Raw genomic sequence first — 15,336 nt, 5'->3', positions numbered from 1 at the left:
TTGGCTCTAGACAATATCTTTTCTGAAATTGTTTTCTGGGTACTTGCAACATTAAGTATCGTTTCTGCAGTTCTGGTCATTCACTTGAAAAGCATCTTTAGATCTGCATTAATGTTGCTTGTAAGTTTTGTAGGAGTTGCAGGTATTTTTGCAATCCTCAATGCGGAGTTTTTAGCAATTGTACAGGTCTTAATTTACGGTGGTGGTATTACAGTTTTAATTATTTTCGCAATAATGATGACCACAGATGTAGACCAAGGGAACCAAAGTAACAAAATACAATTACTTGCATTATTGTCCGCAATCTCAATCCTAGGTGTTTTAACCTATAGTATTATTCAGGCCCAATGGAAAGTTTTACCAAGCACACTGCCTGAGCCGATGATCGATGTTTTTGTAAACTCTCCGGCTTACCTCGGACATCTTCTGCTCAACGAGTTTGTTCTCGCTTTTGAAATAGCTGGAGTTTTATTACTAGCTGTGGTCGTAGGTGCATTGTCATTGGTGAGAGAAGACTAATGTTAGAACGATTGTTAATCATATCCGCAATTCTTTTCTGCATCGGACTTTACGGAGCCCTCTCAAGGAAGCATATTATTTCTATTCTTATGTCAGCCGAGATTATGTTTAATGCAGCTAATTTGGCCTTAGTCGCTTTTTCCCGCTACACAGTACCCGCTTCCTATAGATTCCCCGCATCATCTGCCAATCCTGAGCAATTGCTCCTTGGAGGCCAAACGTTAGCGATATTTGTAATTGTCGTTGCAGCTGCCGAAGTTGCACTCGGATTAGCCTTAATCATTGCAATTGCACGCAGGCAAAATACTTCTCAAATTACCAATCTTAATTTTATGCGAGGCTGACCAATGTGGGTGGATTACAAAAAAGCACCAAATTTGATGATCGCCGAAGCATGGAAAGAAATCTTAGAAGGCGAAGGCCTCCCCGTACGGCTTCTTCCACAAACTGATATTACCGACCATAGAGAATTTTCATCCTTCCGAGTAATGGTTCCTAGAGGACGCGAACACGTAGCAGATGAAATTTTGAGGAAGCTTTAGATGATATCTGAAACGTTATCATGGCTGATAATTGGTGCTCCGCTAATGGCGGGGCTATCGATCATTTTCTTAATCCGGCCTTGGAACTCAAAGCTTTGGAAATTCTCAGGTTACGTGGGGATATTTGGAGTAGCAGTTGCATTTATATTAAGCCTCATTGCCATCTACTCAATTTTAGAACATTCGGATCCTAACTTTTCCGCTCATACGTGGTTCACCATTGGAGAAAAAGGGAGCAGCACATCTTTTGAAATGACTGTTGGAATATTGCTTGATCCTTTGTCAGCGATCATGACAGCAATAGTCTCAGGAGTAAGTATGCTTGTTCAAATATACTCATTGGGGTATATGCGAAAAGATGTCGATTCTCTGGAATCACCATGGTCGGATTACCCACGGTATTTTGCCTATCTCTCATTATTTACCTCGTCAATGTTAGGCCTAGTGCTTGCCTACAATCTATTGCAAATGTTTGTCTTTTGGGAGCTTGTTGGATTGTTCTCATACCTATTAATCGGCTTCTGGTACCACAGACCTGCTGCTGCTGCTGCTGCAAAAAAAGCATTTATTGTTACTCGGATTGGTGATTTCGGTTTTATGATCGGTATCCTCTATCTCTTCTTTAACCGTTTCGAATTTATTGAACGTGGCCTAAATCCGCTTGAAATTCCTGCCATCAGTGAAATGGCCCCTCTCTTAGGACCTGGAGTAGCGACTTGGGTTGCACTAGGTCTGTTCGCTGGAGCAATCGGAAAATCTGCTCAATTTCCATTGCACACATGGCTACCCGACGCTATGGAAGGCCCCACTCCAGTTAGCTCCTTAATTCACGCAGCAACCATGGTTGCTGCAGGAGTATTTCTCGTCGCTCGATTATTTGATTTATTTGCAGTAAGTACTACAGCTATGAATACAGTAGCTCTTATTGGTGGATTTACGGCAATATTTGCTGCATTAATGGGATTAGTTGCTAACGATATAAAACGAGTATTGGCTTTTTCTACTGTGAGTCAACTTGGCTATATGTTCTTAGCAATAGGAGTTGGTGCGCCAGGTGTCGCAATGTTCCATCTTTTCAATCATGCCTTCTTTAAATGTCTGCTCTTCTTAGGTGCTGGCTCTGTTCATCATTCCGTCCACACGTTTGATATGCGTTATATGGGTGGTATTCGAAAGTGGATGCCGGTAACGTACGTAACTACTCTAATCGCAAGCCTGAGCCTTGCAGGAATTTTCCCTCTCGCCGGTTTTTGGTCTAAAGACGAAGTCCTATCTTCCGCGTTCTCCAATACGGACTCCGTTGGCAAAATTGTTTTTTTCTTGGCGCTGGCAGCAGCGTTTTTAACCGCCTTTTACATCACGCGCCTAATGCTCTTAACTTTTCACGGAGATTTCCGAGGAGGCGTCGATTCAGTGCCGTTAGAGGAACGTATCCCTGAGGAATCTGACCTCCACACCCACAAACACGAATCTCCCAAAGTAATGACTTTCCCTATGGGTATTTTGGCTATCTTAGCAATTTTTTCGGGTCTAGTAGCTAATTCGATAATGGATCTTGGATTTATTGAAGCCCATTGGTTTTCACATTTCCTTCACGAAAAAGCACCTGCTTTCAACATATTGATTGCATCTATATCCACATTTACAGCTTTAGCAGGTATTACGTACGCAATTAATCTTTATCGCAAAGGGATTTCTGAACTAACAAATCCGACTATACTTGGAGTATTCTCCCAAAAAATATTATCGAACCGGTTTTATCTAGATCACCTTTATGAAGGCCTGATCGTAAAGAGAGTTCTATACAAAGGCCTATTCAATTTCTCACATCTAATGGACAAATGGATCGTAGATGGCAGTGTTAATTGCCTCGGATGGTTGGGGCGCAATAGCGGAAAAGCCATTGCGCAGCTTCAAACTGGACAGGCTCAAGTTTATGGATTAGGAGTTTCGCTAGGAGTAGTAGTTATCTTGCTATTCTTCCAGTTGCAGTAAAAGTATGCTCACTCTAATTACATTCACCCCAGCTTTAGGTGCAATCCTCTTGGTATTGCTCCGTGGGGATGCTCGTACTACGAGATTCATCGCTTTACTTACTGCACTCGTTACATTACTGCTCACACTGATTATTTACTTTAGCTATGACACAGCGCAAGGTGGTTACCAATTCGTTCAACGAGCAACTTGGATTGAAGCCTTCAATATCGAATACCTCGTAGGCATTGATGGGCTCAGCGCGCCTCTCATACTGCTGAATGGGATTTTAGGATTATCTGCGGTTCTAATCTCATGGCATATTTCTGAAAAAATTCACACTTACTTTATGTGGCTATTGCTGCTCCAAAGTGCAGTGATGGGAGTTTTTGTTTCACTAGATTTAATTTTATTTTTTGTTTTCTGGGAACTTGAACTCATTCCTATGTTCTTCCTAATCTCTAGCTGGGGTACCGGGCGACGGGAATACTCTGCAATGAAATTCCTTATCTTCACCTTTCTGGGCTCAGCATTTATGTTCGCATCAATCCTCGTATTGTATTTTTCTTATCCTGAATTGGAGCGTACTTTCGATATTACAGTTCTAGCAGAAAAAAATTTGGTTAATCTGCTCGTACCATCATCCTTTGTGTTTATGGGCTTTTTAGTTGCTTTCGCGGTCAAGTTACCTATCTTCCCTCTTCATACCTGGCTTCCTGATGCACACACAGATGCTCCTACTGCAGTAAGTGTGATGCTCGCGGGGGTACTGCTTAAAATGGGAGGTTACGGTTTATTAAGAATCAATGCAGGGTTATTTCCTTCAGAATTAGTTTCTTTTGCCCCTGTTTTGGCGACGTTAGCAGTCATTAATGTCCTGTACGGTGCATTCATCGTAATGCGTCAAAATGATCTTAAACGTCTCGTTGCATACAGTAGTGTCAGCCATATGGGCTTCGTAGTTTTGGGACTAGCCTCAGTTAGTGCTGTACCAGGGAATTTAAATGCAGCAGGTTTAAATGGTGCGGCACTTCAGTTATTTACTCATGGAACTATAACTGGTCTCTTGTTTGTTGTAGTGGGGTTGATATACGAGCGAACTCATACCCGAAACATTTCTGATATGAGTGGTATAGCTAAGCGGGTACCTTTAATTACGGTCGGCTTCATGGTAGCGGGGCTTGCCTCACTTGGATTACCAATGACGAGTGGGTTTGTTGCCGAAGTACTCGTCTTCATAGGAACGTTCCCCGCGTACCAGTTAGCGACCATTCTCACAGTTACAGGAGTCGTGCTTGCTGCAGGGTATATTCTATGGACCGCACAGCGTATTTTTTTTGGCCCAATCACTGAAAAATGGAACTCACTAAAGGATGCAACGCCTGTTGATATTGCGGCGATGGCAATTTTAATATTACCCATATTTGTAATAGGTATATACCCAGCTATTATCACAGAGGTCTTTGAGTCTGGAATCAATCCTATTTTTGAAAGGTTTACCTTTTAATGGGTATCGAAAGTACTGATTTAATTGCCATCTTGCCCGAGCTTGCGCTTATTCTGTTAGCTAGCAGCGTCTTATTCATTGATCTAATTTTCCCTAAGAAAGCTTTAGGCCAAGCGCTAGGGATTTTAGGATTATTTTTCCCAATATGTGCTACCTTATTCCTCTGGAATGAAGTTAGTGGCAATGGTGCCTATTTTGCTTTCCAGAGCTCCTTGCTTACAGACCATTTTGCTCTATTCTTCAAACTAATCATTCTTGTCGTCTTAGGACTAGTACTAATTTCATGCTCTGATTACTCAAAACAATCTGTCACAAATTCCAGCTACGCAAAGCAATTCCGCGAAAATCAATCTGAATTCACTGCATTACTCTTATTATCATCTGCGGGACTAATGTTATTAGGGAGTTCTGCCGATTTAATCACTATTTATTTATCGCTAGAACTTGCCTCATTACCAATTGTCGCACTCATAGCATTCGGAAAATCTAGTAAATCGCTAGAAGCTGCCCTTAAGTTTCTTGTTCTCTCAGCTATATCTTCCGCGATATTAATTTACGGATTTGCGTTTCTTTATGGGCTTACAGGAACAATGCGAATAATAAGTATTACCGAACCTACAATAGCTCAGGTTATTATCGATTCGACATCTATGGCTTCAAATGTAGGTATCGCAACAGCGATAGTACTCATTACGGCAGGTTTTGGGTTCAAGCTTTCCATCGTTCCTTTCCACATGTGGACTCCAGACGTTTACGAAGGTGCACCGCTACCTATTGGTGCATTTTTGTCCATCGCAAGTAAAGCTGCCGCCTTTGCAGTCATCCTTCGCATCTTTTACATAGCTTTTGGTAACGTAACCTTAGATTGGTCGATCATGTTCGCGTCACTATCAGCCATCACTATGACTGTAGGGAATTTTATTGCTATCCAGCAAAATTCGATAAAACGATTATTGGGGTACAGTACGATTGCTCATGCTGGCTACATGCTTATTGGAGTCGCTGCAGTTACAACAATTCCACCAGTAACTAATGATTCTTATCTTGGAATAACCAGCTTGCTTTTTTACCTTGGTGGTTACGCGACAATGACGCTCACTGCATTTTTTGCGGCTTTAGGAATCATCTCCAAAACAGGAAGCGGGCAAATTGCTTCCCTTGCCGGTATGGGTAAACGCTCACCCTTAATAGCACTTGTGCTCAGCTTATCGCTCATCAGTTTAATTGGGATACCGCCCACTGTAGGGTTCACAGGGAAGCTCTTCCTCTTTAATGCAGCTGTAAGTTCAGGTTTAATTTGGCTTGCAATAATTGCTGTGCTAAATTCTGTTGTTTCAGCCTATTACTATACCTCCATCATTCGGACCATGTATTTTCGCAATGCAGATGATAGTTCCTTAATTAGAATTTCAAAGCCTAACCTATTTGCTCTATCCGTAACATCAGTTTCCATATTAGTATTGGGATTGTGGCCCGCCGGCCTTTTTGAAGCTGCGAGCACTGCCGCGAAAAGCTTATTTAACTAGCGAGGAAAGCATCCCGCAGACGTACTACTGCATCACATGGATTCTTCGCAAGAGTAACTGCAGAAATCACGCAAATACAATCCGCACCTGCGGTTTTTACCTGGTTCGCATTTGCCAAATTTATACCACCAATGGCAATTATTGGCGGTCCATCTTCCGGTATACTCTCCCGAATAGCACTTAGCGTTTCAAGACCTGCATGTCTAGTGTTGCTTTTTGAGCTAGTCGGAAACATTCTACCCACAGCAAGATAATCGCACCCTTTTCTATAAGAATCCTGTGCTTCTGTGAGCAATGCATTTGAAGTTCCAATTAATTGCCATGGGTTTAAAACTTCTCTTGCACTTTCAGGTGGTAAGTCGTGCTGGCCTAAATGTACCCCGTGAGAATTCGATGCAACGGCAATATCTGCATGATCATTAACAATAAAAACTACATCCTCAGAATTACAAACCTGCGATACGTCGGAAGTTAATTTCAGCCAATCTCCTTTATCCTTATTTTTTACTCTTAGTTGGATCGCACTAGCTCCGCCTTTTATTGACTGCTCCACTACCCACCGAATGTCCCGACCATTTGTTAGTTCAGGGTCTACAATGACGTATATGCCAGTAAATTTTTTCGCTAAGCGTCTACGAAAATTACTGGCTGCCAAGTATTCTGCTTTCCTCATCAAATCTGTAAGGTAGCTCAAATGAGGCAAATCGGGAGTGTTCGGCTGAAGAGCCGTGCTGGCACTAGCCAAGGACTTAAGTGCTCCTAAAAGTGCTACGTACCGAATTTCTATCCCCCCAGGCCACTGCAAGTTATTTGCATCTACTATAGCCTGATCAATAGCAGTTATTGCATCATGAGCAATCGTATCCAGCCCCAAATTCTGAGCAGTCTGTAATCTAATCAGGGCACGATCATCATTAACGCTTTGGGTGATTGTTGCCTCAAAATCACGCCGAACATAGCTCAACGCACTCAATAACCATTCCTTTGTAAAATGAGGTGCCTCTTTTTGATTCATTAGATTCCTTAAACAACAATGACTTTATCATATGTACTTAATGCCTCTTGCGAGTTAGACCGAAAGTCATTGAGAATTGCAAAATGGAATCGCTCCAAAAAAATTCACGGTTCGGCGAGGTAATTGAATCTTCTATCGAAATCCTCAAAGGGCAATGCCACACGCTATATAACTGTCCTCCACTTGGAAGCTTAGTCAGAATCGGAGATTCTGTTTTTGGCGTGATTAACGGTATCAACACTGGCTCAATTGATCCTAGTCGAGGCGTTATTGCTCGAGGTCAGAACCTCGATACCGAAGATCAAATTTACGAAGATCATCCACAATTAGAGCAATTAATGCGGACTATTGTAAATATCTCTGTTATTGGATTTCGTGAAGGAACTATTGTGCACCAGTACCTCCCTCCGTTACCGCCAAGAATCCACAGTTTTATCCATTTATGCTCATCAAACGAGATAAGAGAATTTATGACTAGCGTTGATTTCTTAGTCCTGCTTTTACGAAGTAATGATCGAGTCATCGATGATGTCATTGCAGCAACGATCAAACAAGCTCTACCTTCATTTGAAGACCCCAGGGCTTTTCTTTTAAATGCAGCTCGCTATATATCAAGCCAATTGCCTGCGGATGTCTCTCGTGTATCGACAATCATCAAAAGACTTCCAATGGATGAATGGTTATGAACAGTATGGGCCATGAATCTAATCAGCTTGGACTCGTAATTGGAGGTTCTATCTCCCAAGGAGTAGAAGTTCGGCTTAAAGACAGCAAGCTTATAGAGGAAACCAAAATAGGAACCTTCGTTACAATTAATGGTGCTCATAGTAAATTCTTTGGAACCATCACTGACCTAAGGCTTGATACTGCCGATAATAAATTTTCATCAAGCGTATCTTCGGATAGTAGAAGCTTGATAGAGGTCATATCGGGCATATCCACTTATTCCGTAGCGACAATTATGCCCAGCCTAAATATCGATTCTGCATTTCTGACTCCTCAACCTTCCAAATCACTTCCTCAACACTTCTCCGTAGCATTTAGAGCATCCAATGAAGATGTTGCGGAGGTATTTGGAAATGAAGATGAAAGGCATATCTGGATCGGTAGTCCTCTCGATATGGAGGACGCGCACGTATGCCTAAATCTTGAAGAGTTTGTAAAACGCTCCAATGCTGTATTTGGGAAAAGCGGTACAGGCAAGAGCTTCCTGACACGTATTCTACTTGCAGGCATCTTACAGCGCCAAGTTGCCACGAATTTAATTTTTGATATGCACAACGAATATGGTTGGGAATCATCAAGTGAAACTGGTTATTCAGCAAAAGGTCTCAAACAGCTTTTTGGTAGCCGCGTATCGATATTTACATTAGACGGCTCCTCTGCAAGTACTCGTGGTCTTAAGTACGATGTTGATGCAAAAATTGGATTTAATGAAATCGAACCTGAAGATATCGCTATCTTAGGCACTACCCTGAATATTACAGAATTAGGTATACAATCCTGTTACGCATTAGCAGATTATTTTAAAAATGACTCTTCTCCATGGATCCTAAAGTTTCTAGACCTCACCAGTGAAGAGCTGCACGAATTGGCCGAAACGTTAAGAGAAAATACCAATACATTAGAAGCTCTCCGCCGCAGGTTATCTCAATTAAAACGCTTCGATTTTATGGTTGAAAAATCATCAGGAAAAGGAATAGCAACGGAAATTCTGGAGCATCTCTTAGACAATAGACACGTAGTGCTTGAATTTGGAAAGCACGGAGATAATGTCAACGCATATTTATTGGTCGCGAATCTCATTACCCGAAGGATTCATGAGGAATACCGCAAAAAAACAGAATCCGCAATGGCTGGAAATGAGGAATTGCCTAGTCCTTTGGTGATAACTATCGAAGAAGCTCATAGGTTCCTAAATTCTGGTCTTGCTAACCAAACAATTTTCGGCACGATTGCAAGAGAAATGCGCAAATATCGCGTAACATTGCTTATCGTGGACCAAAGGCCATCCGGCATAGACGAAGAAATTCTGAGTCAAATAGGAACACGAGTAGTATGCCAATTAGATAACGACCGTGATATTGACGCCGTTTTGACCGGGGCACCAGGCGCAAGGAACTTACGTAATATATTGTCACGATTAGAATCCATTCAACAATCCTTAATGTTCGGCCATGCAATGCCAATGCCGGTGGTAGTGAGAACTCGTAATTACGACAATGATTTTTATTCTGACATCACGCTTCCTGGATTTGGAAATATCAATAAAAAAGACTTATTTGGATAATAAAGATCGGAATTAGTACTGCAACACTTTAAGACAGCTGCGCACTGGGAAGCTAGATTACCTTTATTCTACGGTTGGGTAATTGTAGGTGTTTCATTCATAACTCATTTTGTTCAAGTAGGAATCCAATTGTGGGCATTGAGTGTGTTTGTTGGTCCCATGACTAATGAGCTCACTCAATGGGACCGCTCTGATATTTTTGGTGCTGTCACCGTACGTGTATTAATTTCTGCAGCAGGCGTTCCCTTAGTTGGGCGATTTATGGATAAACGCAGTGGCGCAATGGTATTGAGTATGATCGCAAGCGGCGTTGGTGGTGCGGTATTAATAGGTATATCAAGAGTCCAAAATCCTTGGGAATTTATGCTTCTCTACGGTGTCATTGGAGGAATTGCATGGGTCGGGCAAACAAATATTATAGCTGCAGCACTTGTTCCTAAATGGTTTGTAAAAAAAAGGCCCATAGCAATGGCAATTGGAACTACAGGAGGAGGTTTTGCCGCTCTTGTTCTACCGCTTATTGCAGCCGCTACAATTAGTGCACTAGGATGGCGTGATGCTTGGGTAGTCTATGGTGTTTTTACGATATTAATAGGAGTACCGCTAGCTCTGTTGATTCGCCGACAACCAGAAGATATTGGCTTGTTGCCGGATGGTGAAATCAATGATTCTTCATTACAAGGATCTTCTTCACCTTCGGGCTATAACTTGAAGGAATCATTGAAAATCCGAAGTACGTGGATGCTCATAGCTGCAGTAGCACTAGCAAGCCTTCCTTCAATCGCAATTCCAGCCAACATGGTCCCTTTATTTGAAGATCGTGGATTTAGTCAAAATAGCGCAGCTCTCGCACTAAGCATTTATGGGTTAATGTCAGTTTCAGGCCGATATTTTTGGGGTTATATTGCAAATCAAACAACAGTGCGCATATCTTTCCTTGGATTGGTCATTATGGGCGCCTTAGTTATGGGATTACTTGCCATTATTCAAACTCAGGAGTTTTTACTATTTTTATTAGCAGCGGGTAGCGGCTTGGCGATCGGAGGGATGATTGTTCTGAATCCATTAATTTGGCCTGCTTACTTAGGAAGAGCTCACCTTGGCTCAATACAAGGTTTAGTCTACCCTTTAGTAAGCATTGTCATGGCCGTCGGCCCAGTGATTTTGTCCCTCTCCTATGATCGTCTCGGCTCCTACAATTTAGGCTTATGGCTTATCGTAATTACTTATTTACTATCCTTTGCAGTTATGCTAGTCACCCCTGAACCCAAGCACATTGAGCGTCCCTAATAAGCACTGAATTTAACAATCCCCAAAATCTCTATATTTGCTCATTCAAGCTTTTGCAAGAACTATGCAACACCCCAAGCCTCTAATTCCACGTCCGTAATACCAAAAAAATGTGCCACTTCATGAATCACCGTTGCTTGTATAGTTTTTTTCACTTCATCTTCGGTAGAACAAATCTGCTCAATCGGTAGCTGGAAAAGGGTAACAACATCAGGGAGGACCATTCCATAATTTTCTCTGTTTGTTAAAGGGATCCCCTCATACAGCCCAAGTAATACTTGCCCTGGTGATAAAGAAATCTTTTTTAATTGCCTTTGGGTAGGCATTCGGCGCACATGGACATCGACATTATGCATAATTTGACGAAAATCCTCTGGAATATCAGCCACTGCTTCTCTTACTAACTCCTCAAATAATGCTTTACGCATAAATCCTTAATTAACCCCTCTTCTTAATTCTTTTAGGATTTGAACATTTTCTGCATCAGGGCCTTTGCCTTCAAATCCAGGAACCTCTAGGTAAAAAGGAATATCCATAAAAGCTGGATGCGCAAGAATTGACTCAAAAGCATTTGTGCCCAAAAACCCTTCCCCTATATTTTCATGCCTATCTAAGGCTCCTCCCAGGTCAGGCTTCGAATCATTGCAATGAACGGCCATCAAATGATCCAGTCCTATATCTCTATCAAATTCATCCATAACGGCTTCTACTGAATCCTTGGTCCTGAGGTCATAACCCGCAGCGAAACTATGCTGTGTATCGAGGCAAACTTTTACACGTGGATTATTCAATTCCCGAATAAACATTCCTATTTCAGAAAATTTTGAACCAATATGATTCCCCATTCCCGCACTATTCTCAATTATCAATTTGGTATTATCCGGAGTATCAGCTAAAACTTCCTGTATCGAACCTAGAACTTGATCGAATACACCATCAAAACCTCGGCCCTTATGGCTATTGAGATGAAAAATAACACCATCAACACCTAGGTCATCAGCCGTATTCAAATATTTAATCAAGGAGGCTTTTCCTCTTTCAACCAATGCCAAATCATCTGAACCCAAGCTCACTAGATAAATCCCGTGAAAAACATTAGGACCTACGTCATTTTCAAAAGCTTTACGTTTAAATTCAGCAATAGCTAGCTCGTCAGGTGATTTGAATCCCCAACCCTGAGGCGCAGAGGGGAAAATCTGAATACACTCAGCTCCAATTTCGATTGCACGGTCGATTGCCTTATCTACCCCGCCTGATGTAGACACGTGTGCTCCGATTCGCATAGGTGCCACCTACCTCCATGTTGAATATACTAATTACTAAAGATTCTATTATTAACCAACATTCTTCTGAATCAGGACTCAATTGAAAGCAGTTATCCTACAATTTTCCGAGAAAGAAGGTTTGAGCCTCAATGATATCTCATTAGACGATCCTAAACCCGAAGTAGAAGAGGTCATTCTCCAAGTCTCAGCGTGTGGTTTTAGTTATCACGACGCATTGATTATCAATGGCACACTTAATCGTGGAGTATCTCTACCTCGAGTTTTGGGGCATGAGATCTCTGGTGTGATAGTTGATGTGGGTAGCAAACTTTCGAAAAAGCTAATTGGGTCAAAAGTGGTAGTAATACCTAAAGACCTAGGGCATCGACAAAATGGTGGCTTTGCCGAATTTACCAGCGTCCCTTTTTCTTCTTTAGTATTTTTACCTCCAGATTACGACTCAATTGAAAAAGCATGCTTACTTTTTTCCCCAATCTCTGTAGCTGCGAAGGCTGTTAAAACGTGTCAATTAGTAAAAGATAATTGGCTCATTATTAGTGGAGCCAGTGGAGGTTTAGGTATTCATGCAGCACAAATTGCAGCAGCCAAGGGAGTCAAAGTGATCGGCATTACTAGCTCTGAGAAGAAACTCAAATTTCTACAAAAGATGCCTTGGTTTTTTGCAGTGTTTATGGAAACAGAACCTTATGAAGAAATTCTCTTTGCAATGACTGATGATCATGGAATCGATGCCGCAATAGAAACCACGAGTATGTCAATCGAAAGGCTTTTGAATACTTTGACCCCAAAAGGAAGGCTCGTTTTAAGTGGGCAAATTTCATCGTCCAAAAGCCCTATTGTCCCCGCTGAAGTCATATTCCGTGAATTACAAATTATAGGGAGCCTAGGCGCTAGTCTGCCAGAAATTGATGAATGCCTTAATGCTATAAAAAAAGGAGCAATTGAACCGATTGTCGATAGAATTTCGCCTTTATCTGCACATTCTTTAGAAACGGCTTTTACAAGAATGACAAATCGAGAGGTCGTAGGCAGAATCTTGATTTCCCCTCTAGCATCATCTAGCGTCTAAAGGTCAGTAATCTAAAAGCTCGACCTATTTCCCCTTGTTCCCAAGCAACCAATGTCAAACTGGCTATGAAAATTGAGCTATAGGTACCCACCGCTACGCCCGCTAACAAAACATAGAGCAAAGGTTGAATTGAGGCGCCAGCAAAAAGCAACAATGCTACCACTACCACTATCAATGTGATCGAAGTATTTAGGGATCTTCCTATTGTCTCTCTTACGCTTATGTTAACCAGTTCACTAATGGCGGCCCCTGGGTAGCGTGCAACATTCTCTCTTAAGCGATCAAATACAACTATAGTGTCATTCACGCTGTAACCGATTGTCGTGAGCACACCTGTAATAAACATCGCATTTACTTGCAAATTAATTGTTTCGCCAAGTACAGAGAACACTCCTAACACAATAAACACATCGTGAATTAAAGCCACTATAGCAGCAACTCCATATCTGAAAGGCGTTGGAACGCGGCGAAATGCCCATGTCACATAAACCAAAATTACGATTGACGCAACAATCACTGCAATTATTGCATTCCTGACATTTTCATCTCCAATAACACCAGAAACACTATCGAAAGAAACGATTTCACCCGGACCTATACTTTTAAGAGCTTGCCTAACTTCTGATTCTTCTCCTCTTCTAACAACTTGCCCAGAATCGTCGCGTTGATCAAGTTCTAAAATTCCTACACGAATGAAAAAAGAGTTATCTGCCGTAGCTTGTACAACCGCATCATCTTGCATTACGCCAGAAAGGGCCTCAACAATCTGATTCGAGCTAATTGCCTCAGTGTATTTCACATTAATGGCAGCACCCCCGGTAAAATCAATACCAGGGTTTAATCGGTACAATGACAAAGAAACTACAGAGGCCATCACTAGCAAAGCTGAGATGAGAAGAAACCACTTACGAAAGCGAACAACTTGCATCAGCTTTGTCCTCCAGAGTTATTATTCGACAAAGACTCTGGGCTAAACAATTGAGGGAATCTGCGCAAGAACGTTCCACCTACAATTCCCAATAATTTCCTACTTATGAAAATTGCAGTGAACATGCTCGTCATTACGCCGACAAGCAGAGCTATAGAAAACCCTGTTATGGCAGAGTTGGCAGAGCCACTTCCAAAGAAGAACAAAACCAAAGCAATCAATATCGTCGAAACATTACCATCGCGAATCGAAGTCCATGCACGATTAAATCCAATTTGTACTGCAAATTGGAGCGTCCTTCCAACTCGTAGTTCTTCTTTAATTCGCTCGAAAATAAGGATGTTTGCATCCACCGCCATACCTAAGGAAAGGATAAAACCAGCAAGGCCCGCCAACGTCAACGTGATGGGAATTAACTTAAAAATAGCTAAAACTATAAGCGTGTAGAAAATAAGTGCCACACCCGCAACAAGGCCTGATGCTCTGTAGTAACCCACCATAAACAGAAGGACGAGAGCTAATCCTACTAAGCCAGCAATTAAACCTTCCTCCAAAGACCTACTACCAAGCGAAGCTGCAATTACAGATGAAGACAACTCTGTGATATCAATCTGGAGGCGCCCCGATTCAACTTGAATCGCAAGTTGGCGGGCATCTTCGGGAGAAAAATTCCCACTAATAATGCCACTACCTGAAAGAATCGGAGATTGAACTGCAGCCGAAACCAAAACCTTATCATCTAAAACAAAGGCCAGCTGGTCCGGACTTTCGGATGTATTTGAGTCATATATTCGTTGGGTCACAGTAGCAAATTGTTGAGCAGCACCACGCTTAAGCTCAAAACTCAAAATTGGCTCCTGAGTAACCTGATCTTGGCTAGCAAAAGCACGAGACATATCGTCCCCAGTAAGACCAGTTTCTTGGTCTTTAAAAATGGTGCATTGCAAGTCCTCGCAAAGCCGCTCGATAATTTCTAGCTGAGCAGTTTGCCCAATCAAGTCTTTTGCTTGCTGTACATCTTCTACTCCAGGAAGCTGTATAAGTAGTCGATCTTCGCCCAATCTTTGCAGGCTTGGTTCGGTGACTCCAAGACGATCAATCCTGCGACTTATAGTCCCAATAAGCCCTTCCATTTCATTATCGGTGGGCTTCATATTTTCGTCGCCAGCCTGGTAAATAAGCTGTGTTCCTCCCGCAAGATCTAATCCCAAGCGTAATCCGAGAATATCTTCAGATCCTCTTTCGCCAAGAATCGGAACTTCAAACTCGTCGTAATATAGAACCGTGAAAGAAACGGCAACAATCAGAGTTATAGCTAATAAAGATTTCCAGTGAAGTTTACGCAACATAAAAAATCATTCGAGTCCATTTGAATATTTAGAAGGGGCAG

At 41.9% G+C, this 15,336-nt stretch carries 15 protein-coding genes; 10 read left to right on the top strand and 5 right to left on the bottom strand.

What is annotated here, in order from left to right; all coding sequences use genetic code 11:
• The 6 genes from MK127_00265 to MK127_00240 are packed head-to-tail and all read left to right on the top strand — an operon-like array spanning window position 1 to window position 6,068.
• Window positions 1–519 (top strand): NADH-quinone oxidoreductase subunit J, encoded by a 519-nt coding sequence (locus MK127_00265; GenBank protein MCH2531240.1) that lies wholly within the window; start codon window positions 1–3, stop codon window positions 517–519.
• On the top strand, window positions 519–863 hold the full coding sequence (nuoK, locus tag MK127_00260; GenBank protein ID MCH2531239.1) for an NADH-quinone oxidoreductase subunit NuoK: 345 nt from the start codon (window positions 519–521) through the stop codon (window positions 861–863). Before MK127_00265 ends, nuoK begins: the two co-directional genes overlap by 1 nt.
• 9 nt (window positions 864–872) lie before the next feature.
• Window positions 873–1,061, top strand: coding sequence for a hypothetical protein (locus MK127_00255; protein ID MCH2531238.1), 189 nt, complete (start codon window positions 873–875; stop codon window positions 1,059–1,061).
• Window positions 1,062–3,056, top strand: a complete 1,995-nt coding sequence (gene nuoL / locus MK127_00250; protein MCH2531237.1) for an NADH-quinone oxidoreductase subunit L — start codon at window positions 1,062–1,064, stop codon at window positions 3,054–3,056.
• 4 nt (window positions 3,057–3,060) lie between these two features.
• Window positions 3,061–4,542, top strand: coding sequence for an NADH-quinone oxidoreductase subunit M (locus MK127_00245; protein MCH2531236.1), 1,482 nt, complete (start codon window positions 3,061–3,063; stop codon window positions 4,540–4,542).
• The gene (locus tag MK127_00240) at window positions 4,542–6,068 is read left to right on the top strand and encodes an NADH-quinone oxidoreductase subunit N (protein MCH2531235.1); all 1,527 of its coding nucleotides are present in this window, start codon (window positions 4,542–4,544) and stop codon (window positions 6,066–6,068) included. The genes MK127_00245 and MK127_00240 overlap by 1 nt, the downstream gene beginning before the upstream one ends.
• On the opposite strand, the gene thiE is transcribed toward MK127_00240, so the two are convergent.
• Window positions 6,061–7,083 (bottom strand): thiamine phosphate synthase, encoded by a 1,023-nt coding sequence (gene thiE / locus MK127_00235; protein ID MCH2531234.1) that lies wholly within the window; start codon window positions 7,081–7,083, stop codon window positions 6,061–6,063. The two genes, MK127_00240 and thiE, sit on opposite strands and share 8 nt — an antisense overlap.
• Before the next feature lie 83 nt (window positions 7,084–7,166).
• Here thiE and MK127_00230 point away from each other — a divergent pair, with 83 nt between their 5' ends.
• The 3 genes from MK127_00230 (at window position 7,167) to MK127_00220 (ending at window position 10,663) form a co-directional block, all read left to right on the top strand.
• Entirely contained in the window at window positions 7,167–7,769 is a 603-nt protein-coding gene (locus tag MK127_00230) for a hypothetical protein (GenBank protein ID MCH2531233.1), read from the top strand.
• A complete protein-coding gene (locus MK127_00225; protein MCH2531232.1) occupies window positions 7,760–9,373 on the top strand; it encodes an ATP-binding protein in 1,614 nt (537 codons plus the stop codon). The genes MK127_00230 and MK127_00225 overlap by 10 nt, the downstream gene beginning before the upstream one ends.
• Before the next feature lie 159 nt (window positions 9,374–9,532).
• On the top strand, window positions 9,533–10,663 hold the full coding sequence (locus MK127_00220; protein ID MCH2531231.1) for an MFS transporter: 1,131 nt from the start codon (window positions 9,533–9,535) through the stop codon (window positions 10,661–10,663).
• 62 nt (window positions 10,664–10,725) lie between these two features.
• Here MK127_00220 and MK127_00215 read toward each other — a convergent pair whose 3' ends face one another.
• Together MK127_00215 and MK127_00210 are read right to left on the bottom strand one after the other, a co-directional pair.
• Window positions 10,726–11,091 carry a metallopeptidase family protein gene (locus MK127_00215; protein ID MCH2531230.1) on the bottom strand — a complete coding sequence of 122 codons (366 nt, stop codon included), beginning with the start codon at window positions 11,089–11,091 and terminating at the stop codon, window positions 10,726–10,728.
• Between the two features lie 6 nt (window positions 11,092–11,097).
• Window positions 11,098–11,946, bottom strand: coding sequence for a deoxyribonuclease IV (locus MK127_00210; GenBank protein ID MCH2531229.1), 849 nt, complete (start codon window positions 11,944–11,946; stop codon window positions 11,098–11,100).
• 82 nt (window positions 11,947–12,028) lie between these two features.
• Between MK127_00210 and MK127_00205 the strand changes: the two genes are divergently transcribed.
• Window positions 12,029–13,018, top strand: coding sequence for a zinc-binding dehydrogenase (locus MK127_00205; GenBank protein ID MCH2531228.1), 990 nt, complete (start codon window positions 12,029–12,031; stop codon window positions 13,016–13,018).
• Here the strand turns inward: MK127_00205 and secF are convergent.
• Both secF and secD read right to left on the bottom strand, forming a co-directional pair.
• The gene (secF, locus tag MK127_00200) at window positions 13,008–13,946 is read right to left on the bottom strand and encodes a protein translocase subunit SecF (GenBank protein MCH2531227.1); all 939 of its coding nucleotides are present in this window, start codon (window positions 13,944–13,946) and stop codon (window positions 13,008–13,010) included. The genes MK127_00205 and secF overlap by 11 nt on opposite strands.
• Window positions 13,946–15,295 (bottom strand): protein translocase subunit SecD, encoded by a 1,350-nt coding sequence (secD, locus tag MK127_00195; protein ID MCH2531226.1) that lies wholly within the window; start codon window positions 15,293–15,295, stop codon window positions 13,946–13,948. Before secD ends, secF begins: the two co-directional genes overlap by 1 nt.
• Window positions 15,296–15,336: the final 41 nt, after the last annotated feature.

This window comes from Dehalococcoidia bacterium (assembly GCA_022449765.1).
Taxonomy (GTDB): Bacteria; Chloroflexota; Dehalococcoidia; order Lucifugimonadales; family Australimonadaceae; genus UBA2963.
This window is presented reverse-complemented; position numbering and strand designations above follow the sequence as displayed.